The sequence below is a fragment of the Achromobacter sp. 1011811831 genome, from assembly GCF_059760905.1.
The window spans coordinates 75,434-100,681 of the sequence record NZ_JCBANG010000007.1 but is presented as its reverse complement, the minus strand read 5'-3'; the positions used below and the strand labels follow the sequence as shown (position 1 = coordinate 100,681).

General features: G+C 67.0%; 28 protein-coding genes and 1 pseudogene. 15 read left to right on the top strand and 14 right to left on the bottom strand.

Going from position 1 to position 25,248, the window contains the following annotated elements; all coding sequences use genetic code 11:
* Positions 1–35: 35 nt before the first annotated feature.
* The 3 genes from AC6LJ9_RS04935 to AC6LJ9_RS04925 form a co-directional block, all read right to left on the bottom strand.
* Positions 36–575, bottom strand: a complete 540-nt coding sequence (locus AC6LJ9_RS04935; protein WP_498146653.1) for a peroxiredoxin — start codon at positions 573–575, stop codon at positions 36–38.
* A 181-nt stretch (positions 576–756) separates the two neighbouring features.
* The gene (locus AC6LJ9_RS04930; protein WP_498146652.1) at positions 757–2,115 is read right to left on the bottom strand and encodes a YXWGXW repeat-containing protein; all 1,359 of its coding nucleotides are present in this window, start codon (positions 2,113–2,115) and stop codon (positions 757–759) included.
* 31 nt (positions 2,116–2,146) lie between these two features.
* Positions 2,147–2,302 carry a hypothetical protein gene (locus AC6LJ9_RS04925; protein ID WP_199770848.1) on the bottom strand — a complete coding sequence of 52 codons (156 nt, stop codon included), beginning with the start codon at positions 2,300–2,302 and terminating at the stop codon, positions 2,147–2,149.
* A 363-nt stretch (positions 2,303–2,665) separates the two neighbouring features.
* Here AC6LJ9_RS04925 and AC6LJ9_RS04920 point away from each other — a divergent pair, with 363 nt between their 5' ends.
* Positions 2,666–3,295, top strand: coding sequence for a dihydrofolate reductase family protein (locus AC6LJ9_RS04920; RefSeq protein WP_498146651.1), 630 nt, complete (start codon positions 2,666–2,668; stop codon positions 3,293–3,295).
* Between the two features lie 72 nt (positions 3,296–3,367).
* Here AC6LJ9_RS04920 and AC6LJ9_RS04915 read toward each other — a convergent pair whose 3' ends face one another.
* A complete protein-coding gene (locus AC6LJ9_RS04915; RefSeq protein WP_498146650.1) occupies positions 3,368–4,045 on the bottom strand; it encodes a TetR/AcrR family transcriptional regulator in 678 nt (225 codons plus the stop codon).
* A 151-nt stretch (positions 4,046–4,196) separates the two neighbouring features.
* Here AC6LJ9_RS04915 and AC6LJ9_RS04910 point away from each other — a divergent pair, with 151 nt between their 5' ends.
* From AC6LJ9_RS04910 to AC6LJ9_RS04890, 5 genes are read left to right on the top strand one after another with little or no spacing between them, the layout of a single operon-like run.
* Positions 4,197–5,198 (top strand): HlyD family secretion protein, encoded by a 1,002-nt coding sequence (locus AC6LJ9_RS04910; protein WP_498146649.1) that lies wholly within the window; start codon positions 4,197–4,199, stop codon positions 5,196–5,198.
* Positions 5,195–6,976, top strand: a complete 1,782-nt coding sequence (locus AC6LJ9_RS04905; protein WP_498146648.1) for an ATP-binding cassette domain-containing protein — start codon at positions 5,195–5,197, stop codon at positions 6,974–6,976. Before AC6LJ9_RS04910 ends, AC6LJ9_RS04905 begins: the two co-directional genes overlap by 4 nt.
* A complete protein-coding gene (locus AC6LJ9_RS04900; protein WP_498146647.1) occupies positions 6,973–8,109 on the top strand; it encodes an ABC transporter permease in 1,137 nt (378 codons plus the stop codon). Before AC6LJ9_RS04905 ends, AC6LJ9_RS04900 begins: the two co-directional genes overlap by 4 nt.
* A gap of 3 nt (positions 8,110–8,112) precedes the next feature.
* A complete protein-coding gene (locus AC6LJ9_RS04895; protein WP_212320631.1) occupies positions 8,113–9,228 on the top strand; it encodes an ABC transporter permease in 1,116 nt (371 codons plus the stop codon).
* 14 nt (positions 9,229–9,242) lie between these two features.
* Positions 9,243–10,850, top strand: a complete 1,608-nt coding sequence (locus tag AC6LJ9_RS04890) for a TolC family protein (RefSeq protein WP_498146646.1) — start codon at positions 9,243–9,245, stop codon at positions 10,848–10,850.
* A 9-nt stretch (positions 10,851–10,859) separates the two neighbouring features.
* Here the strand turns inward: AC6LJ9_RS04890 and AC6LJ9_RS04885 are convergent, their stop codons facing one another.
* On the bottom strand, positions 10,860–11,429 hold the full coding sequence (locus AC6LJ9_RS04885) for a cysteine hydrolase family protein (protein WP_212320633.1): 570 nt from the start codon (positions 11,427–11,429) through the stop codon (positions 10,860–10,862).
* An 8-nt stretch (positions 11,430–11,437) separates the two neighbouring features.
* Positions 11,438–13,519, bottom strand: a complete 2,082-nt coding sequence (locus tag AC6LJ9_RS04880) for a DUF8189 domain-containing protein (RefSeq protein ID WP_498146645.1) — start codon at positions 13,517–13,519, stop codon at positions 11,438–11,440.
* 548 nt (positions 13,520–14,067) lie between these two features.
* Here AC6LJ9_RS04880 and AC6LJ9_RS04875 point away from each other — a divergent pair.
* From AC6LJ9_RS04875 to AC6LJ9_RS04865, 3 genes are all read left to right on the top strand, one after another.
* Complete coding sequence (locus AC6LJ9_RS04875; protein ID WP_498146644.1) at positions 14,068–15,135, top strand: YkvI family membrane protein; 1,068 nt, start codon at positions 14,068–14,070, stop codon at positions 15,133–15,135.
* A gap of 147 nt (positions 15,136–15,282) precedes the next feature.
* Positions 15,283–15,696, top strand: a complete 414-nt coding sequence (locus AC6LJ9_RS04870; RefSeq protein WP_498146643.1) for a PaaI family thioesterase — start codon at positions 15,283–15,285, stop codon at positions 15,694–15,696.
* Positions 15,697–15,823: 127 nt separating this feature from the next.
* Entirely contained in the window at positions 15,824–16,264 is a 441-nt protein-coding gene (locus AC6LJ9_RS04865) for a hypothetical protein (RefSeq protein ID WP_498146642.1), read from the top strand.
* A gap of 22 nt (positions 16,265–16,286) precedes the next feature.
* Here the strand turns inward: AC6LJ9_RS04865 and AC6LJ9_RS04860 are convergent, their stop codons facing one another.
* The 3 genes from AC6LJ9_RS04860 to AC6LJ9_RS04850 form a co-directional block, all read right to left on the bottom strand.
* Positions 16,287–16,730 (bottom strand): DUF695 domain-containing protein, encoded by a 444-nt coding sequence (locus AC6LJ9_RS04860; protein ID WP_498146641.1) that lies wholly within the window; start codon positions 16,728–16,730, stop codon positions 16,287–16,289.
* Between the two features lie 402 nt (positions 16,731–17,132).
* Positions 17,133–17,465 (bottom strand): hypothetical protein, encoded by a 333-nt coding sequence (locus tag AC6LJ9_RS04855; protein ID WP_498146640.1) that lies wholly within the window; start codon positions 17,463–17,465, stop codon positions 17,133–17,135.
* A 314-nt stretch (positions 17,466–17,779) separates the two neighbouring features.
* Entirely contained in the window at positions 17,780–18,331 is a 552-nt protein-coding gene (locus AC6LJ9_RS04850) for a helix-turn-helix domain-containing protein (RefSeq protein ID WP_498146639.1), read from the bottom strand.
* Positions 18,332–18,402: 71 nt separating this feature from the next.
* On the opposite strand from AC6LJ9_RS04850, the gene AC6LJ9_RS04845 reads away from it, so the two are divergent.
* A complete protein-coding gene (locus AC6LJ9_RS04845; RefSeq protein WP_498146638.1) occupies positions 18,403–18,924 on the top strand; it encodes a GNAT family N-acetyltransferase in 522 nt (173 codons plus the stop codon).
* A 15-nt stretch (positions 18,925–18,939) separates the two neighbouring features.
* Here AC6LJ9_RS04845 and AC6LJ9_RS04840 read toward each other — a convergent pair.
* Positions 18,940–19,128, bottom strand: a pseudogene (locus AC6LJ9_RS04840) (IS256 family transposase); the annotation flags it as partial.
* A gap of 181 nt (positions 19,129–19,309) precedes the next feature.
* Here AC6LJ9_RS04840 and AC6LJ9_RS04835 point away from each other — a divergent pair.
* Genes AC6LJ9_RS04835 through AC6LJ9_RS04825 form a run of 3 tightly spaced genes read left to right on the top strand, consistent with a single transcriptional unit; the run spans position 19,310 to position 20,601 of the window.
* Positions 19,310–19,747: a hypothetical protein gene (locus AC6LJ9_RS04835; RefSeq protein WP_498146637.1), complete on the top strand. Its 438-nt coding sequence runs from the start codon at positions 19,310–19,312 to the stop codon at positions 19,745–19,747.
* Complete coding sequence (locus tag AC6LJ9_RS04830; protein WP_498146636.1) at positions 19,744–20,112, top strand: Imm8 family immunity protein; 369 nt, start codon at positions 19,744–19,746, stop codon at positions 20,110–20,112. Before AC6LJ9_RS04835 ends, AC6LJ9_RS04830 begins: the two co-directional genes overlap by 4 nt.
* 36 nt (positions 20,113–20,148) lie before the next feature.
* A complete protein-coding gene (locus tag AC6LJ9_RS04825) occupies positions 20,149–20,601 on the top strand; it encodes a hypothetical protein (RefSeq protein WP_498146635.1) in 453 nt (150 codons plus the stop codon).
* Positions 20,602–20,646: 45 nt separating this feature from the next.
* Here AC6LJ9_RS04825 and AC6LJ9_RS04820 read toward each other — a convergent pair whose 3' ends face one another.
* Positions 20,647–21,024, bottom strand: coding sequence for a hypothetical protein (locus tag AC6LJ9_RS04820; protein ID WP_498146634.1), 378 nt, complete (start codon positions 21,022–21,024; stop codon positions 20,647–20,649).
* Positions 21,025–21,127: 103 nt separating this feature from the next.
* Positions 21,128–21,745, bottom strand: coding sequence for a LysE family translocator (locus AC6LJ9_RS04815; protein WP_498146633.1), 618 nt, complete (start codon positions 21,743–21,745; stop codon positions 21,128–21,130).
* A gap of 81 nt (positions 21,746–21,826) precedes the next feature.
* On the opposite strand from AC6LJ9_RS04815, the gene AC6LJ9_RS04810 reads away from it, so the two are divergent.
* Positions 21,827–22,279, top strand: a complete 453-nt coding sequence (locus AC6LJ9_RS04810) for an Lrp/AsnC family transcriptional regulator (protein WP_103274152.1) — start codon at positions 21,827–21,829, stop codon at positions 22,277–22,279.
* A 156-nt stretch (positions 22,280–22,435) separates the two neighbouring features.
* Positions 22,436–22,954 (top strand): O-acetyl-ADP-ribose deacetylase, encoded by a 519-nt coding sequence (locus tag AC6LJ9_RS04805; protein ID WP_498146671.1) that lies wholly within the window; start codon positions 22,436–22,438, stop codon positions 22,952–22,954.
* 56 nt (positions 22,955–23,010) lie between these two features.
* Here the strand turns inward: AC6LJ9_RS04805 and AC6LJ9_RS04800 are convergent, their stop codons facing one another.
* Together AC6LJ9_RS04800 and cysS are read right to left on the bottom strand one after the other, a co-directional pair.
* Positions 23,011–23,436, bottom strand: a complete 426-nt coding sequence (locus AC6LJ9_RS04800) for a DUF6896 domain-containing protein (RefSeq protein ID WP_498146632.1) — start codon at positions 23,434–23,436, stop codon at positions 23,011–23,013.
* 94 nt (positions 23,437–23,530) lie between these two features.
* Positions 23,531–24,934 carry a cysteine--tRNA ligase gene (gene cysS, locus AC6LJ9_RS04795; RefSeq protein ID WP_103274154.1) on the bottom strand — a complete coding sequence of 468 codons (1,404 nt, stop codon included), beginning with the start codon at positions 24,932–24,934 and terminating at the stop codon, positions 23,531–23,533.
* Between the last annotated feature and the right edge of the window lie 314 nt (positions 24,935–25,248).

Sequence of the window (25,248 nt, the reverse complement as noted above, 5' to 3'; positions counted from 1 at the left end):
AACGCCGCCGCTTGCCGTGCGGCGGCCAGGTCCGGTCAGGGCTTGCCGGCCTTCCACTCGCGCAGCGCGCGCAGCGTGTTGGCGACGTGGTGCTCGGGGCTCATGTCGGTGTACGAATACAGCACCTTGCCCGTTGGCGAAATCACATAGGACACGCGCTGGGCCATCTCGGGCCGGCGGTCGTGCACCGCGTCGTAGGACTTCATGATCTTGCCGTCGCCATCGGCGGCCACCGCGAACTTGCCTCGGCACTCGCTGACCGAGAACTTGTTCAGCGTGTCGATGTTGTCGGTGGACACGCCGATCACCGTCGCGCCCAGCGCCTTGTATTCATCGGTCGCCTCGGCGAAGTTGTGCGCCTCGATCGTGCAGCCCTGCGTGAAGGCGGCGGGGAAGAAATACAGCACCACCGGGCCTTGCTTGAGCGCCTCGTTCAGCTTGAAGGCATAGACCTGTCCGCCCAGCGAGGCCTGCGTGCTGAAGTCCGGCGCCGGCGCGCCGGCGGGCAGCGCGGCGTGGACGGCGGGGCTGGCGAGCAGGCCGCAAAGCAGCAGGCGGGAGACGAGGCGATTCATGGCGAACTCCAGGGGGCGTGTCGGGGAAAGGGCGGCGCGGACGGCATGGGCCGGGGAGGCTGCCGCATGGGCCGCGCGCCTGATGCACTGTAGCGTCGCGCGCCGTCAGGGTCCAGCGTCCGCGCATGACGCGGCGCCAGACCGGGATCGCGCGCGCATCGGCTGGCAGCGCGGGAAGGGTTCAATCGCGGCCATGCCCGCCGCCGCCGCCGCGATTGCCGCCGCCCCGATCACCGCCGCCTCGCTCCGGACGGTCGCCGCCGCGCTCTTCATGCCGCTGCGGCGGCGCTGGCCGATTGGCCTGCGGCGCGCTGGCCGGCTGCGCGCGCGGCGCTTCCATCTGCGGGCCGCGCTGCCGTTCGTTGTGCGTGGGCTGCGCCAGATTGTCGGGGCCGCGTTCCGGCCGCTGCATGCGGGGCTGCGGCGCCTGTTCGCGAACCTGCGGCGGTGCCTGGACCTGCGGGCGAGGAGGCTGCGCCTCGCGGCCCTGCGGCGGCGCGGCGCGCTCGTTCGGGCGCGGGCCGGGGCCGCCGGGGTTCGAGTCCGGACGCGGCGCGGTGCTGGTGCTGCGGAAGCCGGAATCGTTGTGGCGATCGCCTCGCGGGCCTGCGCCATCGGGCCGGCCGGCGTTGGGGCTTGCTGCGTTCGGGCCTCCGAAGCTGGCCCTGTCCGCATTGGGACCGCCGGCATTGCGGCCGCCGGGGCCGGGCCGGCCTCCGTCCGGGCCCGCGCCAGGACGCGGGCCGGCGCCGGGACTCGGTGCGCCATCGGGCCGGGAGCCGGCGCCCGGTCCGGGGCCGTGCTCCATGAAGGCGCGCGGCGGGCGGCCCTGGTTGTGCTCGAAGAACTGCCCGCGATCGGCGCCGGCCGAGCGCGCGAAGTTGCGCTGCGCGGCGGTGGGCGGGATGTGGGCTTCGTTGCGCGCGGCAGCCTCGCGCGGGTCGGCCATGCGCCGGATGCCGTTCGGACCGCCGTTGTAGCTGATGCGGCGGTTGTCGATGTTGTTGACCACCACGTTGTGCGTATACACGTTGGTGATATGGGTGACGTTCACATTGGTCACCGCGCGGTTGTAGAAGTAGCGGTCGTGGTTCCAGTAGCCACCCACGAAACCGATGCCGATATAACCGAAGCCGTAGTTGATGCCGCCGTAGAATCCGATGTGCGGCCCCCAGTAGCCGGCGTGCCACAGATAGATGCCGTCGACGAAACCCCAGTACCCCGGCGTCCACAGCGCGCCGGTGTACGGCGCCAGCACCCAGGCGCCCGGCACCCAGAAGTAGCCGTTGCGGTTCAGGCTCCAGTAGCCGGGCACCCAGATATAGCCGTCGGCGGGCGGCGGCGGCTGGGTGTAGACGGGCAGGGGCGGCGGCGGGGTGGGGCTGCGGTCCACCGGCGCCAGGTTGGCGTTGGCGGGGTCCGACGCGTCATAGGCGGGGGCGGGCGGCGGCGCATAGGTTTGCGCCTGGGCCGCGCCCGTGGCGAACAGGACGGCCGCGGCCAGGGGACGCAGGAAGGGAAATCCGATAGGGCGTGTCATGATCGCCTCCGGGGTGAGCGCGGGACGCGGTTCAATAGCCGTGACGATAATAGTAGTGCGGCCCGGGGTAGGCGGGGTAATAGTAGTAATTCGGCGCCGGCCGGTAGTAGGCCGGCCGCGCCGGCACCACCACGCATCCGCCCAGCATGCTGGCCAGGGCAAGCACCAGCACCAGGCGCTTCTTCATGGAGGGGCGGGTTTCCGTGGGCGCAAGACGGTCTCCCTCGGCGGGGCGGCAAGCGTGCCCGGTATGCGCGGTGTGCGGGGTGTGGGAGAGGGTTTCCATGTTCGTGGCTCCTGCGAGCGTCCGGCGCGCGAGCGGCGCCGGTTTTTGCGCTCACAGGAATTAGGCCACCTTCCCCGAAGGATGTTCGGCGCTGTAATCGTTCCGAAACAGCTTTCGCGTGACCGATGTTTGCGCGCTGGTGACCGGCCGTATCGGGCGTTGCCGGGTGTGCGCGGATGACGATATTTGTGACCTTGTGTCGATTCCAGGGCAGTTGATTCGTCGTGACAGAGGGCCCGTCGGGCCCGCCAACCGGAGAACAGCATGCGCAAGCTCGTCGTTTCGACTTTCATCAGCCTGGACGGCGTCGTCCAGGCTCCCGGCGGACCGCAGGAAGACACCAGCGGCGGCTTTCCCTATGGCGGCTGGATGGTGCCCTACGCCGACGAGACCATCGGCAGCCATGTGCGGAACCTGATGGCGGCTCCGTTCGAGCTGCTGCTGGGCCGCCGGACCTACGACATCTTCGCGGGCCACTGGCCGCACATCCCGGCCGATTCCCCCACCCGCCATCTGGCCGACCGCCTGAACGGCGCGACCAAGCATGTGGCCACGCACCGGCCCGAGGCGCTGCCCTGGCGCGGTAGCCAGGCATTGCGGGGCGATCTGGTCGACGCGGTGCGCGCGCTGCAGCGCCAGGACGGCCCCGACCTGCTGACCTTCGGCAGCGGCGACATGGTGCGCCAGCTGCTGGCGGCGGGCCTGGTGGACGATCTGTGGCTGCTGGTCTATCCGGTCATGTTCGGACGCGGCCGGCGCATGTTCGGCGACGATGCGCAGCCATCGGCGTTCAAGCTGGCGCACGCGGCCAGCACGCCGGGCGGCGTGTTGCTGACGCGCTATCTGCGCGAGGGGCAGCCGCCGCGCACGGGGTCGTTCGATACCGTCGCCTGACGATGCGCCCGTATCGGCGCTGATGCGAGCAAATGTTCAGCTCTTGGTCAGGATCGTCGCACGCATCCGCGGCTATTTCTTCTTGCGGCGGGCGGGCGCGCTGCCGGCGTAGTCGCGGCCGATGGCTTCCAACCCGGCGATCGCGAAGCGGCTCAGGTGGTCCACCAGCGTCTCGGCGGGCATTCGCAGCATCGCCTGCACCGGCCCGGGAACGCCGCGCCGGCCGATCTGCAGCAACAGGCAGGGCGCGATGACGCTGAGCAGGCAGCGTTGCAGCGCGGGATCGTCCTGGGGAATGCCGCTGATGTCGCTGGCGATGGCCATGACCACCGCGATCTTTTGCGGGATCTCGGACTCGAACAGCACCTGGATATGGGAGGAGGGCGCGAGTATTTCCGCCGTCAGCACGCTGATGTGCCAGTTCTCGGCGCCGCTCAGCGCGTTCCCGACCAGATGGCCGATCACCGCGCGCAGCTTGTCCGTCGCGGCCAGCCGGCTTTGCGCCAGCCGCTGCAGGTCGGCCACGTCCATCAGGCGGCGGTGCGCCTCGGCCAGCACGGCCTGGTAAAGCCCGCTGCGGCTGCCGAAGTGATAGTTGATCGAGGCCAGGTCCACCTCGGCGCGCGCGGCGATGGCCTTGCTGGCGGTTTCGGCGTAGCCATGGGCGGCGAACAGTTCGCCGGCCGCCTCGAGTATCCGTGCGCGGGTCGCTTCGCCGTCGGGGCGTGGCGCGCGGGCTGCCTTTTTCATGAATCCTGAATTCCTGCCGTGTTGGGGTACGCCGCAATTTTGCGCGACGTTGACTTTAAATTCAATTTAAATTTAGAATTTATTCGTCGACCCGACCCCAACGCCGAACGCGAACCGCCCGCCACCGCCCGGCCCCCCGGGAATCCCCGCCATGAAAAAGCCCATCATCCTCATCGCCGCCGTCGCGGCCCTGTCGCTTGCCGCCTGGGGCGGCTGGCGCTACAGCCAGCGCGACAGCGGCGGCGATCTCGTCTACTACGGCAACGTGGACATCCGCCAGATCTCGCTGGCCTTCGACGGCAATGGCCGCGTGCAGGAACTGCGCGCCGAAGAGGGCGACCGCGTGCGGGCCGGCGCCGTGCTGGCGGTGCTGGACACGCGCACGCTGGCGCTGCAGGCCGACCAGGCGCGGGCGCAGATGGACGCCCAGCAACAGACGCTGCTGCGCCTGCGCAACGGCTCGCGTCCCGAGGAAATCGCCCAGGCGCGCAGCCGGCTCGTCGCCGCGCAGGCCGACGCGGCGCGCGCCCGGCAGGACCTGGCGCGGCTGCGCGGCATCGCGGCCAACACGCAAGGGCGCGGCGTCAGCGCCCAGGACATGGACCGCGCCCGCAGCGCCGCGCAGGTGGCCCAGGCCCAGGCGGACGAACAGCGCGAAGCGCTGCGCCTGGCCGAGGCAGGCCCGCGCAAGGAAGACATCGCTGGCGCCGAGGCCCAGCTGCAGGCCACGCAGGCCCAGCTGGCGCTGCTGCGGCACCAGATCTCGCAAGGCGAGCTGAAAGCGCCCGCCGACGCCGTGGTGCGCTCGCGCCTGCTGGAGCCGGGCGACATGGCCACGCCGCAGCGGCCGGTCTACGCGCTGGCGCTGGCGCAGCCCAAGTGGGTTCGCATCTACGTGGGCGAGGCCGACCTGGGCAAGGTCAAGCCGGGCATGGCGGCCCGGGTCCAGACCGACAGCCAGCCCGACAAGCCCATCGCCGGCAAGGTCGGCTACATCTCGTCGGTGGCCGAGTTCACGCCCAAGGCGGTCCAGACCGAGGAGCTGCGCACCAGCCTGGTGTACGAAGTACGCGTGCGGGTCGACGACCCGCAGGACGCGCTGCGCCTGGGGCAGCCGGCCACGGTGCGCATGGCCCCGGACGCCGCGCAATGAACGAGGCCAGCGCCACGGTGGTCGCCGAGCGCCTGCGCAAGACCTTCGAGGCGCCCGGCGGCGGCCTGCTGCGTGCGGTCGACGACGTGTCGCTGCGCATAAGGCCGGGCGAGCTGACCGCGCTGGTCGGCCCGGACGGCGCCGGCAAGACCACGCTGCTGCGCATGCTGGCCGGGCTGCTCAGGCCGGACGACGGCGCGCTGCGGGTGCTGGACATCGACGTGACGCGCGACCCGCAGGCGGTGCAGGACCGCATCAGCTACATGCCGCAGCGCTTCGGCCTGTACGAGGATCTGAGCGTGCAGGAGAACCTGGACCTGTACGCCGACCTGCACGGCGTGCCGCAGGCGGCGCGCCGCGAACGCTATGCCCGCCTGCTGGAGATGACCGACCTGGCGCGCTTCACCGGCCGCCCGGCCGGCAAGCTGTCCGGCGGCATGAAACAGAAGCTGGGGCTGGCCTGCACGCTGGTGCGCTCGCCGGACCTGCTGCTGCTGGACGAGCCCAGCGTGGGCGTCGATCCGCTGTCGCGGCGCGACCTGTGGAAGATCGTGCGGCAGCTGATCGACGACGAGAACCTGAGCGTGATCGTCAGCACCGCCTACATGGACGAGGCCGAGCGCTGCGCCCAGGTCTTCGTCATGCACCAAGGCCGCCTGCTGGCCGAAGGCGCGCCGGCCCGCCTGACGGCGCGCGCGCGCGGCCTGACCTTTACCGCCACGCCGCCGCCGGACACGCCCGCGCGCGACCTGCAGGCGCGCCTGATCGACGCCGACACGCTGATCGTGGACGCGGTGCCCAAGGGCGGCGCGGTGCGCTACATCCGCCAGCCGGACGCGGATCCGCGCGCGCTGGACGCGCTGCTGGGCGGCGTCGCGCGCCAGGCGCGGCCGGAAGAGCTGGAAGACGCATTCATGATGATGCTGCGCCAGCACCAGGACGCCGGCGCGTCCGCGCCGCGTATGGCGCAAGGACGGGCGGACGACATGGCGCAGGCCGCCGCGCCCGCCAGGAACGGCGGCGACGGCCCGGCGATCGTGGTGCGCGACCTGGTGCGCCGCTTCGGCGATTTCACCGCCGTGGCCAGCACCTCGTTCGAAGTGGCGCGCGGCGAGATCTTCGGCCTGCTGGGGCCGAACGGCGCCGGCAAGACCACCACCTTCCGCATGCTGTGCGGGCTGCTGCCCGCCACCAGCGGCCATCTGGAAGTGGCGGGCCTGAACCTGCGCACGGCCCGCGCCCAGGCGCGCGGGCGCATCGGCTATGTGTCGCAGAAGTTCGCGCTGTACGGCAACCTGACCGTGCGCGAGAACCTGGAATTCTTCGGCGGCGCCTACGGCCTGCGCGGCCAGGCCCGGCGCCAGCGCGTGGCCGCGATGGTGGACCAGTTCGGCCTGGACCCCCGGGCGGTCAGCGGCCTGCTGCCCGGCGGCTACAAGCAGCGCCTGGCCATGGCGGCCGGCCTGCTGCACGAGCCGGAGATCCTGTTCCTGGACGAACCGACCAGCGGCATCGACCCGCTGGCGCGGCGCGCGTTCTGGCGCACCATTACCGCGCTGGCGCAAAGCGGCGTCACCATCATCATCACCACGCACTTCATGGAAGAGGCGGAATACTGCGACCGCATCGCCATCCAGGACGCGGGCCGCATGCTGGCGCTGGGCACGCCGCGGGCGGTGCGCGCCCAGACCGGCGGCGCGGGCGCGGCCGACATGAACAGCGCCTTCATCGCCATCGTCGAGCAGGGCCGCGCCCGCGCCGCCGGAGGCCAGGCATGAGCGGGGCCGGATTCCTGCGCCGCTTCCTGGCGCTGCTGCGCAAGGAAGTGCGGCAGATGCTGCGCGACAAGAGCAACATGGCCGTGGGCCTGCTGCTGCCCGCCGCGCTGATCCTGCTGTTCGGCTACGGCCTGTCGTTCGACGTCAAGCACGCGCCGCTGGCCGTGGTCATGGAAGACGCCTCGCCCGGCGCGCGCGAGGCGGTCCAGGGGCTGTGGGGCACGGCCTACCTGGCGCCGTCCTGGAGCGCCAACATGCCCGAGGCCGAGGCGCTGCTGCGCGCGGGCGAGGTCGACGCCATCGTGCGCGTGCCGCCGGATTTCTCGCGCCGCCTGGCGGCGGGGCAGGGCGGCGGCGCGCGCGTGCAGCTGGTGCTGAACGGCAGCAACTCCACCACCGCGCAGACGCTGGAAGGCTATGTCGGCGGCGCCATCGGCCTCTGGTCCCGGCGCCAGGCCGAGCGCGCCGGCGGCAAGCCGGCCGGCGCAGGCGTCGAGGTGGTGCAGCGCATGTGGTTCAACGAGGCGGGCATCAGTACCTGGTACCTGGTGCCCGGCCTGCTGGTGCTGGTGCTGACCTTGATCGGCGCCTTCCTGACCTCGCTGCTGATCGCCCGCGAGTGGGAGCGCGGCACGCTGGAATCGCTGTTCGTGACGCCGGTGCGTCCGGGCGAGCTCGTGCTGGCCAAGCTGGCGCCGTACCTGGCCATCGGCGCCATTGATCTGCTGCTGTGCCTGCTGGCGGCGCGCTTCCTGTTCGAGGTGCCGATGCGCGGCTCGCTGCTCATCATCTTCCTGGGCTCGATGCTGTACCTGACCGTCTCGCTGCTGCTGGGGCTGTTCATCTCGGGCGTCACGCGCAACCAGTTCCAGGCCAGCCAGATCGCGCTGCTGACCAGCTTCATGCCGGCGATGATGCTGTCCGGCTTCGTGTTCGACCTGCGCAACGTGCCGGCGGTCGTGCAGGCCGTGAGCTACGTGCTGCCCGCCACGCACTTCATGGGCCTGATCAAGACGCTGTTCCTGGCCGGCAACGACTGGCCCGCCATCCTGCGCAGCTCGGCCATCCTGTGCGGCTACGCGCTGGCGCTGGCCTGGGCGACCCGGCGCACGCTGAAGAAGAAACTGGACTGATCCATGCCTGCCCTCATCGCAACCCTGGCCCAGATCGGCGCGCTGATCCTGAAGGAACTGCTGGCCATCATCAAGGAACCGTCCAGCCGAGTGATCCTGTTCGCGCCGGCGCTGATGCAGGCGTTGCTGTTCGGCTACGGCGCCACCTACGACCTGAACCACGCGCCCTACGCGGTGCTGGACCAGAGCCGCAGCGCGGCATCGACCGAACTGCTGGCGCGGCTGGATGGCGCCGGCGTTTTCACGCGCGCGGCCACGCTGACCTCGTCCGACCAGATCGCGGGCCAGATCGACGCCGGCAAGGCGCTGATGGTGATCAGCATTCCCGCCGACTTCCAGGACCGGCTGGCGGCCGGGCAGCGCGCGCCGCTGCAAGTCATCCTGGACGGCCGCAATTCCTCGACCGCCGGCGTCGCCGGCGGCTACCTGGCGTCCATCGTGGCCGACTTCAACGCGCGGCACGGCGCCCAGGCGCCGGGCGTGACCGTGGAACGGCGCGCCTGGTACAACCCCAACCTGGAATCGCGCTGGACCCTGATGCCGGGCCTGATCGCCGCGCTGAGCATGCTGCAAACCCTGCTGCTGGCCGCGCTGTCGGTGGCGCGCGAGCGCGAGCAGGGCACCTTCGACCAGCTGCTGGTCACGCCGCTCACGCCCATGCAGATCCTGATCGGCAAGGCGCTGCCGGCCATCCTGGTGGGACTGATCCAGTCCACCATCATCTTCCTGATCATCCGCTTCTGGTTCCAGATACCGATGAACGGCTCGGTGTGGCTGCTGTACTTCGGGCTGCTCAGCTTCAACATCGCCGTGGTCGGCGTGGGGCTGTCGATTTCCGCGCTGTCGAACAGCATGCAGCAGGCCATGCTCTACACCTTCCTGGTGATCATGCCGCTGATGCTGCTGTCCGGCCTGCTCACGCCCGTGCGCAACATGCCCGAGGCGCTGCAGCTCGCCACCTACGTCAATCCGCTGCGCTTCGGCATGAACATCGTGCGCGGCGTCTACCTGGAAGGCGCGGGCTGGCGTGAGATCGGCGTCGACTTCATCCCCTTGCTGCTGCTGGCCGCCGTGACGCTGCCCCTGGCCGCGTGGCTGTTCCGCAACCGCATGTCCTGACATCGAGTATCGCCATGTCCGATTCATCCCATTCTCTCCGGCGCGTTTTTCCGTGTTCCCCGCGTCTCGTCCTGACCGCCTGCGCGCTGGCGCTCGCGCTGGCCGGCTGCGCCGTGGGGCCGGATTTCACGCGGCCCGAGACGGCGGCGCCCGACGACTGGAACAGCTGGCGCAGCGCCGACGACGCGCTGCGCGCGCCGCTGGCGGCCACGCCGGCGTTGCCCTCGCAATGGTGGCTGGCGTTCGGCGACCCCGTGCTGAACCAGTTGCAGCAGCGCGCCGTCGCCGCCAGTCCCGACCTGCGCACCGCGGCGCTGCGCTATGCGCAGGCGCGGGTCCAGCGCGGCGTCGCCGCGCAGCGCGCGCCGGAGATCGACGCCAGCGGCGGCATCACGCGCCAGCGGCAGAGCGAGTACGGCGCCGGCACCCGCATGATCGACGCCATCGGCGGCGACCGCGAGACGCTGGCCAAGGCCCTGAGCGAGCCTTTCACGCTATATCAGGCCGGCTTCGACGCGTCCTGGGAACTGGACCTGTGGGGCCGCGTGCGCCGCTCCATCGAGGCGGCCGACGCCGACGTCGTCCGCCAGGCCGCGCTGCTGGACCTGGCCCGGCTGACGCTGGCCAGCGACGTGGCGCGCAACTACTTCGAACTGCGCACCGCCCAGCGCCAGATCCGGCTGGCGCGCGAGGACATCGCCGCGCTCGAAGACCGCATGCGCATCCTGGCGGCGCGAGCCCAAGGCGGCACGGTGGGCCAGCTGGACCTGGAGCAGCAGCGCGCCGACCTGGCCGATACCCGCGCGCAACTGCCGCCGCTGCTGGCGCAGGCGGCGGCCAGCATCAACCAGATCGCGCTGCTGCTGGGCGAGCGGCCGGGGGCATTGCGCGACGAGCTGGCGGGTCGGGAGACGAGCGCGAGCATCAATATGGACGGGGGCAAAGGCGCGGCCAAGAGCACCAGCGCCACCACCACCACCACCACCACCACCACCTGCGCGCCGGCCTTGCCCGACCTGGCGCTGGGCCTGCCGTCCGAGGTCGCCCGGCGCCGGCCCGACATTCGCACCGCCGAAGCCAGGCTGCACCGCGCCACCGCCAACATCGGCGTGGCCCAGGCCGACCTGTATCCCAGCATCCGCCTGGGCGCGCATCTTGGCCTGGAGTCGTACCTGAGCGGCGAGTTCTCGGACTGGGGCAGCCGGGCCTGGTCCATCGGCCCCAGCCTGAGCCTGCCGCTGTTCGACCATGGCCGCCGCAAGAGCGTGGTGGAACTGCGCAAGCTGGAGCAGCAGGAAGCGGCGGTCGACTTCCAGCAGACCGTGCTCAAGGCCTGGCAGGAGATCGACGACGCGCTCAACGCCTACACGGCCGAACGCCAGCAGGCCCGGCAGCTGGCCGAGCGCGCGCGCAGCGCCGACGACGCTTACCGGCTGGCGCTGGCGCGTTACGAGGGCGGGGCGGTGGACTACACCGTGGCGCTGGACAGCCAGCGGCGCTATCTGCGGGCGCGGCGCGACCTGGCCGCCAGCGTAGGGCGGCTGGCCACGCGCTATGTCACGATCAACAAAGCCATCGGCAATGTGCCGCGCGACGCGTCGCCGGCGTCCGCCCAGCCCTAGCCGTCACGCTCAGGCAAAGCGGCCGAGCAGCGCCTCGGCCGTGACCACCATGCAGTATTCGCCGTCCAGGTTGGCCAGCGACATGGCATGCACCTCGTCCGCGCCGCGCGGCGCGCCGTTCCAGTCCTTGCGCCCGAAGGTGAAACAGCCGTCAGCCACCAGCCAGGTCTGAAAACCCAGGTTGCCCGCCATGCGCACCGTGGCCTCGACCGAGTTGTTGGTGATGACGCCGACGACGACCAGGGCGTCGTGGCCCGCGTCGCGCAGCCGCTGTTCCAGGCCGGTGCCGATGAAGGCGTTGTTGGTCTGCTTGCCGATGACCGGCTCGCCGGCCGCCGGCAGGGCTTCCGGCTTGAAGGCATGCCCCGGCTGGCCCGGCCGGTAGTGCGATTGCGGATGCGTGGAATCATGGCGCACATGCCACACCGGCCAGCCCTGGCCGCGCCAGTGCGCCAGCAGGCGCGCGATCTGCGTCTCGGCCTGGGGATTGTTGCGCTGGCCCCAGCTGGGATGATCGATGGCCTGCTGCAGGTCGATCAGCAGCAGCACGGCGCCGGGCGCGGGAAGCGAGGACGACATGGGCGGACTCAGTTCGTGGAAGTGGGTTCGGCCGTGCGCGAGGCCTGGCTGGGCATGCGCTCGACGGCCAGCGTGCCGGGGCGGTCCGGCGAAGGGCGCAGCACCACCGCATGGTTCGGCCCGCCCGCGCCCAGGTTGGGCAGGTCGGCCGGCCGCGCCGCCACGGCATTGAAAGGGCCGCCGCCGCTGGCGGGCACGCCGTCCAGCGTCAGGCTGGCCGCCCAGGCGCCGCCATGGCGCGACAGCACCTGGTAGCGTTGCGGCGCGCCGGCGGCGCGGGCGACGATGTACACCGTGTCGCCGATCACGCTCAAGGCGGGCGGCGACGCGGCCAGCGCGTCCAGCTTCGCCGGCTTGCCGCGCTCGACCAGCCAGAGCGCGCCGCCCGGACGTTCCAGGATCGCCAGCATGACATTGCCCTGCGCGTCGACGCCCACCGCCGGGCGGCCGACATAGGACACGCCCAGGTCGGCCGGCTCGCTCCAGTCCATGCTCATATCGCTGGTGTCGCCGGCCTCCACCAGCCGGATCAGATGATTGTCGCCACGCTGCCGGAAATACAGCTCGACGCGGCGCTCGTGGTCGCGGATCGCCGCCAGCCCGCCCGCCGCCTGCGGCGCCGGCACGCGCCGCCAGTCCTGCCACTCGGGCGCCTTGCCCTTGGGAGCCGGCAGCTGGCGCGTGTAGTACAGCGCGCCCGCCGAGGTGGCGGCCAGGATCACATAGCGCCCGTCGGCGGCGCGCGCCGCGGCCGGCGAGCCGGTCACGCCGTCCAGCGCCGGCAGGGACTGCCACGTCCCCCAGCTGCCGTCGATGCCCGACGGCGCGATCCAGTGCAGCTGGCCGTCGTAGCCCAGCGCCACGGCGGCCGCGTCGCCCTGCGGCGCCACCACCGGAATCTGCGCCACGCGCATGCCGCCCAGCGCCTGCCAGCCTTGCCAGGTGCCGTCATGGCGCTGCTTGTTAGCCCACACGCCGCCCAGCGGATCGCGCGCCATCAGGCCCGCCGTGCCGTCGGCATGGGTGTAGCTGACCAGCGGCCCGTTGGTGCGGCCGCCCAGGCTCTGCCAGCGGCGCTGGCCCGAGTCCCAGCGGTTGACGGCCGCATTGGTCTCGCCGGCGGCGAACACCACCAGGCCGCCGCGCCCGTCGGCGTACAGCTGCGGCGTGATGTCCTGGCGCGACACGTAATAGGCGCGCTGCACCCAGGCGGCGGCCGGGCCGGCCGGCTCCTTGCAGCCGCTCGGGCCGGCGCAGTAGTGGTAGTCGTTCCAGGCGTAGTGCTGGAAGATCACGGACTTGCCGGCGATCTCGGCCGGGTCCAGGTTGCTGGCGCGTTCCTGGCTGGGGTAGTCGATATAGCCGGCCTCGGCGTAATTGCCGGGCACGCGCAGCATGGCCTCGCGCACCAGCCGCGCGCTGGCGATATGGTCGGGATGGCCGTGGCCCGCGCAGCGCCAGCACAGCTGCGTGTAGGGCACGCTGATGGTGTCGTCCAGGTGGCGCACCGTGGTCGGCGCGTACTGGCGGATCAGGTCGGCCAGCGTGTCGACCAGATCGGGGCGGGTGTAGCGCTCGGCATGCGGGCCCAGCGTGTCGGCGCTCTGGCCGGGCTCGGACTCGACGCGGCTCAGCGGCGTCAGGCTGCCCCAGCCCTGGCCGAGCCAGGGATCCTTCAGGCGCATGTGCCACAGCTGCACGCGCGGGTTGCCCTTGAGCGTGAAGCGCGCGATCGTGTGCCCGCCGGCCACGGCCGTGTCTTCCTTCCATTCATCGGGCTGATGCGCCATGTAGGCATAGGCCGCGCGCACGCCGCGCTCGCGGCCCAGCATGTAGCCGTCGCCCTCGCCGGCGTCGCTGGCGGTCATGTAGACCAGCCGCACGCAGCCGCCCGCCTCGATGTTCGAGGCAATATCCGGGTTCATGAACAGCAGGTCGTCGTCCAGGTGCGCGACAAAGGCCAGGTCCTTGATGCCATGGCATTGCGCCAGCGTGGGCGGGGCGGCCTGCGCGGCAAGCGGGATCAGGCCGGCCAGCGCACACAGCAGCGCGCGGGCGGCGCGTATCGGCCAGGCCATCGTTGCGGGCATATCAGTCCTTGCGTGACAGGCGGCGCGTCTCCGAAGCGCGTCGGGATCGGCGGACGCCGGGCTGGGGTCGAAGTGGGGAATTGTAGTGCGGCCGGATGACGGGCCCGTGCGGGAAGCGCCTGCACAACGATCCTGGCGGCAGAGCAGGGCGCGCATTGCGCGACCGAGGCCGGACTGCAAGTCCTGGCCCGTGCGGCAAGTCGTGCCGCGCCGGGCGTCCATCCAAGCGCTCGAATGGGTCCTTGCCTACCGTGGGAAAACCCCGAGTCCGGAACGCTTGCGTGGAATATTCTCGAATCCGATAATTTTCTTATTCGAGAATTATTGCGTCATGCCCGCGCAAGGACCGCAGGCCCGCTTCCGCGAGCCGCGAGCCGCGCCCAGGCGCCGACGCATGTCCGCGAGCCGTGCCGAACCGGCGTCGGCGCGCCATCCATAAACAACGGACGGCACGCAAACCCCGGGGACCGCCCGCCACGCTCGCGGGCGCCCGCAGCGCATCAGTACATACCTATAAGTACATACACAAGTACAAACCGGAGACATGCATGAGCGCGTTCAAGGAAATCAGCAAGATAGCCGGCGCCTTCGTCGGCGTGATCGTCGGCGCGGGCTTCGCCTCGGGCCAGGAGATCCTGCAATTCTTCACCAGCTTCGGCGTCTACGGCCTGATCGGCTGCGTGGTCGCGGGCCTGACCTTCGTCTTCCTGTCCATGGTCTTCTCGACCCTGGGCCAGCGCCTGCGGGCGCAATCGCACAAGGAAGTCGTCCAGGCCCTGCTGGGCCGGCACCTGGGCATGGTGTTCGACCTGCTCATCACCTTCTTTCTGTTCGCCATCACGGTCGTGATGCTGGCCGGCGCCGGCTCGCTGCTGCAGCAATGGCTGGGCCTGCCCGAAGCCTGGGGCAGCGTGCTGGCCACCGTCGCCACCGTGCTGATCGTGTGCCTGGACGTGCGCCAGGTCATCGCCTTCATCGGCGCCGTCACGCCGCTGCTGGTGTTCCTGACCGTCGTGGTCGCCGCCTATGTCGTCAGCACCCCGCACGCCAGCCACGACGTGCTGCTGGCCGCCGCGCAACAGCAGCCGCGCGGCGCCAGCCAGTGGCTGGTGGCCGCCTTCCTGTACGTGTCCTACAACATCGTCGCCGGCATGCCGTTCCTGGTCATCATGGGCGGCCAGGCCAGCTCGCGCCGCAACGCGCTGTGGGGCGGCGTCCTGGGCGGCGTGCTGCTCGGCATCCTGATGCTGCTGATCGGCGCCGCCATGTACCTGCGCATCGACACCCTGGGCGGCGTGTCCATGCCCATGCTGGCGCTGGCCACGCAGATCTCGCCGGGACTGGGCCACCTGATGTCCCTGGCCATCTTCGGCATGATCCTGAACACCGCCGTCGGCATGCTGTACGCCTTCGTCGCCCGCATTCTGCCGGCCGGCGGCGCGCCGTTCCGCCTGGGCACCACCGTCGCCGGCATCGCCGCGCTGGCCGGCAGCTTCGTCGGCTTCATCAAGCTGGTCGGCGTGGTCTATCCCATCTACGGCTACATCGGCTTTCTGCTGATGGGCTGCACGCTGGTGTGCTGGCTGCGCTCGGCGCGGCCGCGCGCCATCGCATGAGGCGGGCAGGGGCCTTGTCCGCCCGACGAGCCCCGGCAATCCCCGGCCGGCCATACGGTGTTCGATACCCATCCGCGCGCGGACCGGGTATCGTCATGGCGCACAAGATCGCATAGCCACCGTATTCAACCGACCAAGGAACGCAAGATGCTTCGTCCCGGAATCACCCTGGATAATTTTGTCGAACGCCAACGCGGCACGCTGCCCGACACCTACGGCGTGCGGCTGCTGGCCCTGTCCGAAGGGCGCATGAGCATGGAAATGACCGTCGCGCCCTGGATGATGGCGCCCAACGGCTACCTGCACGCCGCCAGCCTGGTCATGCTGGCCGACACCTGTGCCGGCTACGCCACCATGGCGCACCTGCCCGAAGGCGCCAAGGGCTTCACCACGCTGGAACTGAAATCCAACTTCCTTGGCACCGCCCGCGAAGGCGTGCTGAGCGTGGAAGCCATCGCCGACCACATGGGCCGCACCACGCAAATCTGGTCGGCCAACGTGGTCGATGCCACCGGCCGCAAGCTGGCGCTGTTCCGCTGCTCGCAGGTCATACTCTGGTGATGGTTGGATAATGCCGCCCGTGGGCGGCGCGCCAAATGATGCCGCGCCGCTCGCCACCATCGACGATCACGGTTCCCGGCACACGGCGCGCGCCGCCGGTCCGCCCGGGAACACAGGAGCGCAAGGCATGACGCTGAAAAAGAAAGGGAAGTTCTGGTACGGCACGACGCAGGACGACCTGCAAACGGAAATGCGCCGCTACAGCGTCGACAACGTCTACGAGGCCACCCGCTACGCCGCCTCGGCCTGCGCCTGCGGCGGCAAGACCTTCACGCTGGACACCGACGAAGACGCCGGCGTCGCGCTGCGCACCTGCACGGCCTGCGGCAACGAACACTACATGGGTGATAGCGCCAGCTACGCGGACGAGGCCGAGCCGGCACGCCACCCCTGCGTGTGCGATGGCGAAGCGTTCGAGCTGCTGTCGGGCGTCGCCCTGTATGAAGACAGCAACGACGTGCGCTGGTACTACATCGGCTGCCGCTGCGCGCAGTGCGATCTGGTCGGCGTCTTTGCCGACTGGAAATGCGAGGCCGGGGACGCCGACGCCTTCCTGGCGGCGGTCTGACGCGCAGCCGCCGCCGCGCTGCTCAATGAAGCTGGTCTGAGCCTTCGGGCTGCAATCCCGACAGGGCGTTCCAGTCGGGATCCTTGTACGTGCGCAACTGCAAGGGATAGGCGGGATGCCCCGCCAGGCAGGCGTTGAACGCGTCCAGGAAGGCCTCGACGTCGTGGGTGTAGTAGCGCCATTCCTTCTGGTGATTGCCGGTCAGGCACGCCACCTGCACCCCGATGGGGGAGTCCTCGAAGCCCTTTTCGATGGCCTCTTCGAAATTGTTGGTGTGCTGCTTGTCGTCCTCATTGGGCATGCCGGATTCAACGCCCTGGTACGGCCAGGAGATGATGATCAGATTGTCATTCACCTGACGCGCGGACGCCGACGGCAGTCCGGTACGAAAACGAACGATGACCGACAGGCCGTCGATCCGGGCTTCGCCCACGGACCATAGATTGCCTGGAAAAATGCTGCTCATGAAGAAGATTCCTGTGTGTATGCCGGACCGATGTGGAGCGGCGGTTGTTGCTGGGACAAGCTTGCGCGGATGGTCTTGAGGACGGGGGAGGGCATATGTCGGGCCGGTTCTCGCGGCGTCTCGACGTAGCGTTCGGCGGATGGCGCTCTCAAGGAAAGCCATTGCCGTCTTGCGGAATGAGCGTCGGGATATCAGCGCGCCATTGCGACCGTCGTCCGGGACATGGGCATAGCTTGTCTGTAAATGTCGAACAAGGCGAGCGTCTATCGCATGCAGGTTGCGAGGATGGATGCGCGCAAGGCTTGATGCGCCGGAACAGGGCGCGGGTTGGGTGTGCGATTGATTGCCTGCCGGCAATCTGGCCAGGGATGCCGGCAGGCGTTCGCTACGACGCGACGGGTCTTATTGAATGACCGCGGGCGCGGCATGCTGAGCCGCGCCGGGCTCCGTGGCTGCGTCGATCGCGCGGGCCTGTTCCAGCATGGTCTCGGTCAGGACGCCCAGGTGCTCGCACAGGCATTCCACGCCGCCCATCAATGAGGCGACGGTCCACGCGTCCAAAGGCTGCGCGCCGGTGGCGTCGGGCTCGGCCGCGCTATTGCCGACCATGCGGGCGATGGTCTCGATGGCGTTGCGGGCGCGGTCGATGTGGTGGAGAGGGGCGAGGGGGATCAGGCCGAGTTCGGGGTCGGTGGGGATGGACCAGGGGTTTTGAGTGAGGGGGTGGGATTGCATGACAAGCTCCGGTAGTGCTTGGAGTCCGCTATGCCTGGGGCTGCCCTTGGGGACGTGCGGAGACAAGCGGACTTAAAAAAGCCGCCATTCGGCGGCCGTCCACCTGTGGCCTTTCCGGCTTCCATCCCGGACTACCGTTTTGTGCGGTAGTGGGGGGAGTATAGGGGAGTGAGGGGGGGGGGGGATTCGAAGAATCGGACGGGGTTACGTTCTGGGTTGGGTAGGGTGGGCATGGCAGGTGTCTTGGGTGCCTGTTGTCGAGCCAAAGCGGTCAGTGCCCTAGAAACACCGCCCTATCGGTTTTGCTAAGCACGTTAGACATGGAGCACGTTCAGCAGATAACGGCATTCCTCGCGTGCGAAATAGCTGACAGTCTTGTCAACGGCAAAGTCTAGTTGGTCACCGGCCATCAGTTGTCGTGTCTCGTCTCCGTAACTCAGTTCAAGTACGCCTTTTAGCAGCCATAGTCGCTGTCGGTACGGTTTCGAATGCCATTGTGGATAGTCGACGCGGGCGCCACTGGGCAGTTCGATTTCTATGAGTTCAGTGCCGGTTCTATCATCCAGTTCTGCGATCTGCCGTCGGACGTATCCGGTGGCTGGATCCCGCCAAGTTGTTTGATCTGTCTTATGACGGACTAAGAATGGGTTAGGGGATGGAATCGGCGCCAGTAGCTCTGTCAGCGCGACCCCAAGGCCCGACGCAAGGCGGCCGAGCACTGTCGCAGTTGGGCTGCTGTCCCGTCTCTCGATTTTCGAAATCATCGCCTTGCTGACGCCGGAGCGCTCGGCCAACTGGCTGAGACTCAGCCGCTGCGAAGTTCTCAACTCCGAAATACGTTGTGCAATTACGTCGTCAACCAGCATCGAGTTTCCTTTTTTTTCTTCGTCTCGTATATTAGACGATTCGTATCCTATTATGAAATGAGAGGACTTGTATGCATACCGTACATTGCACCGAAGACCGCCATGCTGCGGTCATGCTTGAGATTTTCAACCATGCAATCCTGCATTCCACCGCGTTGTACGACTACAAGCCCCGTCCAGCTGAGGCGATGGCCGGTTGGTTCGAGACTAAACGCAAGAACTCCTTCCCTGTCCTTGGGGTGGAGGACGAAGCCGGGAAGTTGCTGGGTTTTGCATCCTATGGAACGTTTCGTGCGTGGCCCGCGTACAAGTACAGCGTTGAACATTCGATCTACATCCATCACGAGTGCCGCGGCCTGGGACTTGGACGCCGCCTACTCACCGAGCTGATCGAAGAAGCGCAAGCAAGGGAGGTCCACACCATGGTAGGCGGGATCGACACCGCAAATCAGGCGAGCATCGTGCTGCATGAACGTCTGGGCTTTGAGCCTGCTGGCGTTATCAAGGAGGCGGCCTACAAGTTCGGAAGCTGGCTCGACCTTGCGTTCTATCAAAAGGTGTTGCGCACACCAGCTCATCCGAATGAAGAATGACGGCAGACCAATGATTGCTCCTGGCCGATAGCCTAGATGATGGTTCATCTCGCCTGCGAGCGCTCGCTCAATCAATGCCTTCTTGAAGGCCAGAGAGGCGGCGTTGATGGCTTCGGCCGTCATCGGGCCGTTGCCGAACGACTCCAACAGCTCAGGGGGAATAGCCGGCAGATCCGCCAGCTTGGACTTCGGGGTGCGAGGCATACATACTCCTTGGACGTATGTTATGCCTTGAACACGAAATTAATGACAGGCCCAGCCATACCGCTGCATTCTCAAAGCTAGCCTCGGACGACGTACACACAGGCAGACCCGGAGCCCCCCGCCGCGCCATAGTCCAACGGTTATCGACCCACTCAGGCTCATCCCCAAGCCCCCAACCAAGATGACCGCATTCTTCCTCTACTTCGAAACCAAGAACGAATCATCAACCGACTACCGTGCCTTCGCCAACGTCGGCGCCTTCGTCGTCCCGAAGACGATCGATTCCGGAAAAATGCCCATCCTCCTCCACGGCAAGCCCGTCGTTGCCAGCATGATTTCCGACGGCAGCAATCACGGCATCGCCGACTACTTCACAGGCAGCGACAAGCAACAGATCAGGGACATGCTGTTAGCCTTCATCCATGCCCGAGTACAAAACGACGCGGTGATCGCCAACCTCATGAAGTTCATCTACAACAACCAGGAAACGCTGACGCTCGATGACGGCGATCCCGTCGATCTCGCCTATGCCGAATTCGAGCAGCGCTTTGACCCGTCGCTGTTCGAGCGCGACCGCCGCGTCCGGGTGGCCTTGCGAGGATTCGGAAGCCAGCCATGAAAAAGCTCGCGGTTCCCCTGGAAATCAAGGACATCGCTTCTTCGAACATCGACGCCTTGCCATCATGGCGGCCAGACAGCCGGGAACAGGTATTCCTGGGCCTGGACCTGGAGATCGGCGTGCGGGGCGAGCGCGCCTCCAATATGTTCCATGTCCGCGTCGCCACGCCCGAGGCCTTGCGGCGGCATGGCGGCGGCTTTTGCATGGTGAAGCACCGCACGCTGGTGATTTCCGATTTCGACTGGAAGCAGCTGACCGCCTTGCTGGACGACATCGTGCGCGATTGCGCCAGAGGCAGCTGGGAAGAATCCTGCGCGGTGCTGCAGCGGTACTTCAACTGGGAGTACGAAGACTATTCCGCGTAAGGTTAGGCTTCAACGACCACCATTCAGAAAAACCAAATGTTGATCGACAGGGAAATCAAGCCGGGCGTCTCGCTTGGCGGCATCAAGCTGGGTGAGAGCGTGGACTTCTACCTGGACAGGCTGTCCACGCATTATCTGGTGCGTGACGACAGGGAGGCGTCGTGGGCGTTTGTGGGCGACGACCTGATCTCCATCGCGTATGACGCGGACAGATTGATTACCACGGTCTGCGCCAACTCCAGGTTCCAGGGCAGCTACGCCGGACTGATCTGGCCCGGCATGACCGTATTGCAGGTGATCCAGAACACCCACGCCCAAACCGAGTATGCCAGGTGCATCGTGATCAACGGCATCGACGGGGTGGGGCTGCCCTTGCCGGAAGAACATGATGATTTCGAGAACCTGGGGCAATCGATTCCTGACGAGACCGTGCTGGAGTACATCAGCGTGTTCCAGGAAACCTGGGGCAAGAGGCGGCGCAAGAAGTAGCGCGGGAAGTAGGGCGGGAGGCGGGGGGAGCGCAGACCGTCAGGCTCACGCATCCGCGCGCCGCGCCAATACGCCGCTTTCGATCAGGCGCGACAGCAAGCGCGCATAACTCGGATGGGGATCGGCGGCGTTGTCGGCCAGGATCGCCGTCAGGCGGGCGTCGGACGAATCGACGCGCTGGTAATGGCTGCCGCCATCGAACCCGGCCGGCTGGAATGCCGCGCATAGATCGACGATGGCCTGATACTCGGCGAGCCGCAGCCTGTCCAGCTCGCGCGCGGCCATCATGTCGGAGCTCCAGCCCGTTGCCTGATCCGCCGCCGCCAGATAGGCGGCCAGGTCGTAGACCGGCATCCAGGCGGGGCCGATGAGGCCGGCTCCTGTTTGGAATAGATCGGCCAGGTTCGTGGGGGCAGATGGCATGGGCGTTCTTGCGTGGCGTCGGTCCATGGTTGGCCTTTAGCCTAGGGGCGTGCCCGTCAGCGTCGGCGTCCGGCAAGCATACCGGACGGGACAGCCATTTCCGCTACCGATGCGCCAGCGCCATGAACCCCGCCGCCAGCAGAATCATCCCGCCAGCCGTCCCATCGATCAAACGCCGCCGCCACTCGCTCAGGCTGCCGCCGCCAAGCCGCCCAAACCCGACGCACACCGCCGAATACACCACCGCGCACCAGAACATGAACGCCGCCGACAGCAGCAGCGCCTGCACGGTGGTATTGCCCTGCTGCCGATCCATGAATTGCGGCAGGATCGCCAGGTAGACCAGCATCCCCTTTGGGTTGAGCAGCGAGGTCAGGAAGCCCTTGTACAGCTGATCCCTGACCCGCTCGCGCGAGGCTTGCAGGCCGCCGGGGCGCATGGCGGCCCGCACCAGCTTGGCGGCCAGGAAGACCAGATAGCTGATGCCGGTCCAGCGGATGATCTCGAACAGCAGCGGCGATGCCGCGACGACGGCGGCCAGTCCCAGCGCCACCAGCAGCGAGTGGACGCAATAGCCCAGGATGATGCCCGCCGTGGCGCGAAACCCCGCCGCGGTGCCGGTGGACACCGCCTGCGAGGCGACGAAAAGAATGTCGGGCCCAGGGGTGCAAACCAGCGGAATGACGGTGGCCGAGAACAGAAGAAGCGTAGAAATATCCATGGCGCAAGCTTATCGGGACTCGCCTGGAAGGTGCTTCCAAGGTCTTGCAGGGAATCCAGTATCTAAGGCAATATTTATCGCATGGACGATATAGACAGAAAGATTCTTGCGGAGCTGCAGCGCGACGGGCGGCTTTCTCTCACGGACCTGGGCGAGCGGATCGGGTTGAGCCTGTCCCCTTGCCACCGGCGGGTTCGCGCCTTGGAAGAGGCGGGGGTGATCGCGGACTATCGGGCGAACCTGAATCCCTCGGCGGTGGGATTGAATTTCTCCGCCATCGTGTTCGTGACCTTGCGGGTCACGGACCGGGCCGCCGTGCAGGCCTTCGAGGACGCGGTCCCGCAGATTCCGGAAATCATCCAGGCGCAGCGGCTGTTCGGCGATCCGGATTTCCTGCTGCATGTGGTCACGACGGATTTGGCGGCGTATCAGAAGCTGTATGACTACAGCCTGTCGACCTTGCCGAGCGTGCAGCGGCTGACGTCGACCTTGGTGATGAGGAATGTGGTGCAGAATCGGGCCTTGCCGATTTGATCGGGCGTTTTGATCGGGGAATTCGGATCGGGCGTGAATGCTATCCTGCTCGCGTCCGATTCCACCCGACCGTTGTCGCGCGAAAACTCCCGGTGTCGACGCGCAATCGATGCCGTGGTCGCGGCAGCACCGGTCTCATTTTCAAGTAGCAAGAATATGCCCACCCGCCTGCGAGCCATCCGTTCCGATATCACGAAGCTTCAAGTCGACGCCATCGTCAACGCGGCAAACTCTTCATTGCTGGGTGGCGGCGGCGTCGATGGCGCGATCCATCGCGCCGCCGGGCCAGACCTGGTGCATGAATGCAGGCTGCTGGGTGGCTGCAAGACCGGCGAGGCCAAGGTGACCAAGGCCTATCGTCTGTCCGCGCAGTACATCATTCATACGGTGGGGCCGGTATGGCGGGGCGGTGATAACGGGGAGCCGGGCTTGCTGTCCAGCTGCTATCGCCGGTGCATCGAACTGGCGCAGGACAGGGCGCTTGCCTCGATTGCGTTTCCCAGCATCAGCACGGGCATCTATGGCTATCCCATCGAATTGGCGGCGCAGGAAGCGGTCAAGAGCGTTCGTGCAAGCCTGTCTGTGGAATCGTCGATTCAGGAAGTGGTCTTCTGCTGTTTTTCGCAGGAGGACTTGCTTCAATATGAGCGCGTCCTGAATGGACTGCCTGCCTGATCGGTGCTGGGAAATAGCCGCCGGGCCGCAAGCGGCGGCGTTCAACAAGGCGGCAATCAAACGTCCGTGGCGTACACCCGATCGGATCCCGCCAGGTAGCAGACCGTCGATTCCGGGCAGACAATCTCGCCGGATGCGACGGCCAGATCAAACGCAGCCTTCACGGCTTCGGGCGTCTTGAACCCATATGCAGCCAGGTTCGGCATCGCGAACTGCGCGATACGCCCGCAATTGAATCCGTCCGCCTCGCCGTGTTCGCCAAAGTCGAAATCCACGGTGCCGGACGGCAGCCAGACCGCGAACCTGATGCCGTGCTTGTAGTACCGAATGCCGTCCTCGAGCACGCCAGGTAGCGGGAGGTCCATCCCGGCCCAATCCATGGCTGAAGTCGGCATCCTGATGCCAGAGGCTCGCAGCTTCTGGAGGGCCATGTGAACGCTGGCCTGGTAGTCACGGATCAGGCGGTGTAGGTGGGGGTTCATACGCTCATCTTTTGCCGAATAGCCGCTTTCGACCCACAACGGTCACTCGAGCCTGTGCCAACCGGACATTCAGTTCGGCCTCCATGCGTGACCACTAGCTTCCGATATCTGTGGCGGGCGTAGTGATTTCAGTCAGGCGCTGCCCGTCGTTGCCATCCTCGACTCTCCAGCCTCGGGTGCTTAACATCTTCCGTATTTCATCGGCTTTTGCCCAGTTCTTTGCCTCTCGGGCTTGAGCGCGCTCACCGAGCAGCACCCGAATGCGTTCCGGAATGTCAGGCGCAACTGGGTTCCAATCGCGTAGCCCGAGGCCCAGTACAGAATCAAAGCTGTCCACAGTCGCTTTCAAGGTCGCAGGAGGGAGCTCGCTCTTGACGAGTTCCCATAGCACGGCCAATGCCCTCGGCAGATTCAGGTCATTATTCAATTCGGCATTGAAGCGCGCGACGAAATCCGGATCGATGTGGCCACCGTCCGACCAACCGGAATAGAGATGCCGCAGCCGGTTCAAGGCTGTCTGCGCAGCACCAAGAGACGCCCAGCTGAAATGCAGCTTGCTCCGGTAATGAGCTGTCATGCACAGGTAACGGTAGGCAAGCGGATCGATGTTCCGACTGCGCAAGGTCTGCAAGCGAACAAAGTCCCCACTCGACTTCGACATCTTGCTGTCGGCATTGAGTGTTAGAAAATGTCCGTGTATCCAGAAGTTCGCAAGACGAGTGCCGTGGGCCGCTTGTGTTTGTGCAATTTCGTTGGTGTGATGCACGGCGATGTGGTCTTCTCCGCCACAGTGGATGTCGAACCAGATGCCGAGGTACTTCGCCGACATCGCCGAGCACTCAATATGCCAGCCCGGAAATCCACGTCCCCATGGGCTATCCCATTCCATCTGCCGCGCTACGCCTTCCGGACTGAACTTCCACAGCGCGAAATCCGTGATGTTCTGCTTCGTGCCAAGTGGCACGCGTTTGCCCGCCTGCAGGCCGGCACGGTCGAGCCGGGCCAGAAAGCCGTAGTCATCCTGTTTGCTTGTGTCGAAATAGAGACCGTCGTTGGTCCTATACACGTAGCCGGACCGGTCCAACTCGCCGATAAACGCGATCTGTTCGGCGATGTGATCTGTCGCGCGGCACCATACCGTCGGTTCCTGCAAGTTGAGGGCATGCCAATCCGCGACAAAGGCCTCGGTGTAGCGCTGAGCAATAGCGTATGCGGACTCCCCGGTCCGTCTGCTACCTTTTTCCATCTTGTCTTCGCCTTCGTCGGCATCCGAAGTCAGGTGGCCGACGTCGGTGATATTAACGACGTGACGGACCTCGTAACCGTTGCGAATGAGTACCCGGCGCAGAATGTCTTCAAACACATACGTTCTTAGATTGCCAATATGCGCATGGTCGTAGACGGTGGGTCCACAGCAATACATGCCGACGTGATCAGCTTGGATTGGCGTGAACGAGCGCACGGTACGCGACCAAGTGTCATACAACGCAAGTGGCATCAACTCTCTCCATGTCGAAGGGCGCAGGCAAAAACAAAAAAGCCGCCGGTTTTGCAACGGGCGGCCAGAGGCGATTGATTCAACGTGTAGCTAATGGCTAGACGCAGTTTTCCCCCGGCACGTTCTGACAACATGCACGGACCAGCGAAAAGAGGGATTTGGAGCGGGTAGCCATGACTGCAATCCTAGCGGCTTGTGGCTGTACAGGTCAATACTGGCGAATGACCGGTTTCTGCGATGTCTTCCGACTGACCGTTCGTGCCCGATAGAGGACAGCCTCGGCCTGGTGCTGACGACCTGCCGCAGTCCTTACC

Excerpts from the sequence above, each read along its gene's own strand:
- AC6LJ9_RS04935 (WP_498146653.1), bottom strand. The coding sequence starts at position 575 with ATGAATCGCCTCGTCTCCCGCCTGCTGCTTTGCGGCCTGCTCGCCAGC.
- AC6LJ9_RS04930 (WP_498146652.1), bottom strand. The coding sequence starts at position 2,115 with ATGACACGCCCTATCGGATTTCCCTTCCTGCGTCCCCTGGCCGCGGCC.
- AC6LJ9_RS04925 (WP_199770848.1), bottom strand. The coding sequence starts at position 2,302 with ATGAAGAAGCGCCTGGTGCTGGTGCTTGCCCTGGCCAGCATGCTGGGC.
- AC6LJ9_RS04920 (WP_498146651.1), top strand. The coding sequence starts at position 2,666 with ATGCGCAAGCTCGTCGTTTCGACTTTCATCAGCCTGGACGGCGTCGTC.
- AC6LJ9_RS04915 (WP_498146650.1), bottom strand. The coding sequence starts at position 4,045 with ATGAAAAAGGCAGCCCGCGCGCCACGCCCCGACGGCGAAGCGACCCGC.
- AC6LJ9_RS04910 (WP_498146649.1), top strand. The coding sequence starts at position 4,197 with ATGAAAAAGCCCATCATCCTCATCGCCGCCGTCGCGGCCCTGTCGCTT.
- AC6LJ9_RS04905 (WP_498146648.1), top strand. The coding sequence starts at position 5,195 with ATGAACGAGGCCAGCGCCACGGTGGTCGCCGAGCGCCTGCGCAAGACC.
- AC6LJ9_RS04900 (WP_498146647.1), top strand. The coding sequence starts at position 6,973 with ATGAGCGGGGCCGGATTCCTGCGCCGCTTCCTGGCGCTGCTGCGCAAG.
- AC6LJ9_RS04895 (WP_212320631.1), top strand. The coding sequence starts at position 8,113 with ATGCCTGCCCTCATCGCAACCCTGGCCCAGATCGGCGCGCTGATCCTG.
- AC6LJ9_RS04890 (WP_498146646.1), top strand. The coding sequence starts at position 9,243 with ATGTCCGATTCATCCCATTCTCTCCGGCGCGTTTTTCCGTGTTCCCCG.
- AC6LJ9_RS04885 (WP_212320633.1), bottom strand. The coding sequence starts at position 11,429 with ATGTCGTCCTCGCTTCCCGCGCCCGGCGCCGTGCTGCTGCTGATCGAC.
- AC6LJ9_RS04880 (WP_498146645.1), bottom strand. The coding sequence starts at position 13,519 with ATGCCCGCAACGATGGCCTGGCCGATACGCGCCGCCCGCGCGCTGCTG.
- AC6LJ9_RS04875 (WP_498146644.1), top strand. The coding sequence starts at position 14,068 with ATGAGCGCGTTCAAGGAAATCAGCAAGATAGCCGGCGCCTTCGTCGGC.
- AC6LJ9_RS04870 (WP_498146643.1), top strand. The coding sequence starts at position 15,283 with ATGCTTCGTCCCGGAATCACCCTGGATAATTTTGTCGAACGCCAACGC.
- AC6LJ9_RS04865 (WP_498146642.1), top strand. The coding sequence starts at position 15,824 with ATGACGCTGAAAAAGAAAGGGAAGTTCTGGTACGGCACGACGCAGGAC.
- AC6LJ9_RS04860 (WP_498146641.1), bottom strand. The coding sequence starts at position 16,730 with ATGAGCAGCATTTTTCCAGGCAATCTATGGTCCGTGGGCGAAGCCCGG.
- AC6LJ9_RS04855 (WP_498146640.1), bottom strand. The coding sequence starts at position 17,465 with ATGCAATCCCACCCCCTCACTCAAAACCCCTGGTCCATCCCCACCGAC.
- AC6LJ9_RS04850 (WP_498146639.1), bottom strand. The coding sequence starts at position 18,331 with ATGCTGGTTGACGACGTAATTGCACAACGTATTTCGGAGTTGAGAACT.
- AC6LJ9_RS04845 (WP_498146638.1), top strand. The coding sequence starts at position 18,403 with ATGCATACCGTACATTGCACCGAAGACCGCCATGCTGCGGTCATGCTT.
- AC6LJ9_RS04835 (WP_498146637.1), top strand. The coding sequence starts at position 19,310 with ATGACCGCATTCTTCCTCTACTTCGAAACCAAGAACGAATCATCAACC.
- AC6LJ9_RS04830 (WP_498146636.1), top strand. The coding sequence starts at position 19,744 with ATGAAAAAGCTCGCGGTTCCCCTGGAAATCAAGGACATCGCTTCTTCG.
- AC6LJ9_RS04825 (WP_498146635.1), top strand. The coding sequence starts at position 20,149 with ATGTTGATCGACAGGGAAATCAAGCCGGGCGTCTCGCTTGGCGGCATC.
- AC6LJ9_RS04820 (WP_498146634.1), bottom strand. The coding sequence starts at position 21,024 with ATGCCATCTGCCCCCACGAACCTGGCCGATCTATTCCAAACAGGAGCC.
- AC6LJ9_RS04815 (WP_498146633.1), bottom strand. The coding sequence starts at position 21,745 with ATGGATATTTCTACGCTTCTTCTGTTCTCGGCCACCGTCATTCCGCTG.
- AC6LJ9_RS04810 (WP_103274152.1), top strand. The coding sequence starts at position 21,827 with ATGGACGATATAGACAGAAAGATTCTTGCGGAGCTGCAGCGCGACGGG.
- AC6LJ9_RS04805 (WP_498146671.1), top strand. The coding sequence starts at position 22,436 with ATGCCCACCCGCCTGCGAGCCATCCGTTCCGATATCACGAAGCTTCAA.
- AC6LJ9_RS04800 (WP_498146632.1), bottom strand. The coding sequence starts at position 23,436 with ATGAACCCCCACCTACACCGCCTGATCCGTGACTACCAGGCCAGCGTT.
- cysS (WP_103274154.1), bottom strand. The coding sequence starts at position 24,934 with ATGCCACTTGCGTTGTATGACACTTGGTCGCGTACCGTGCGCTCGTTC.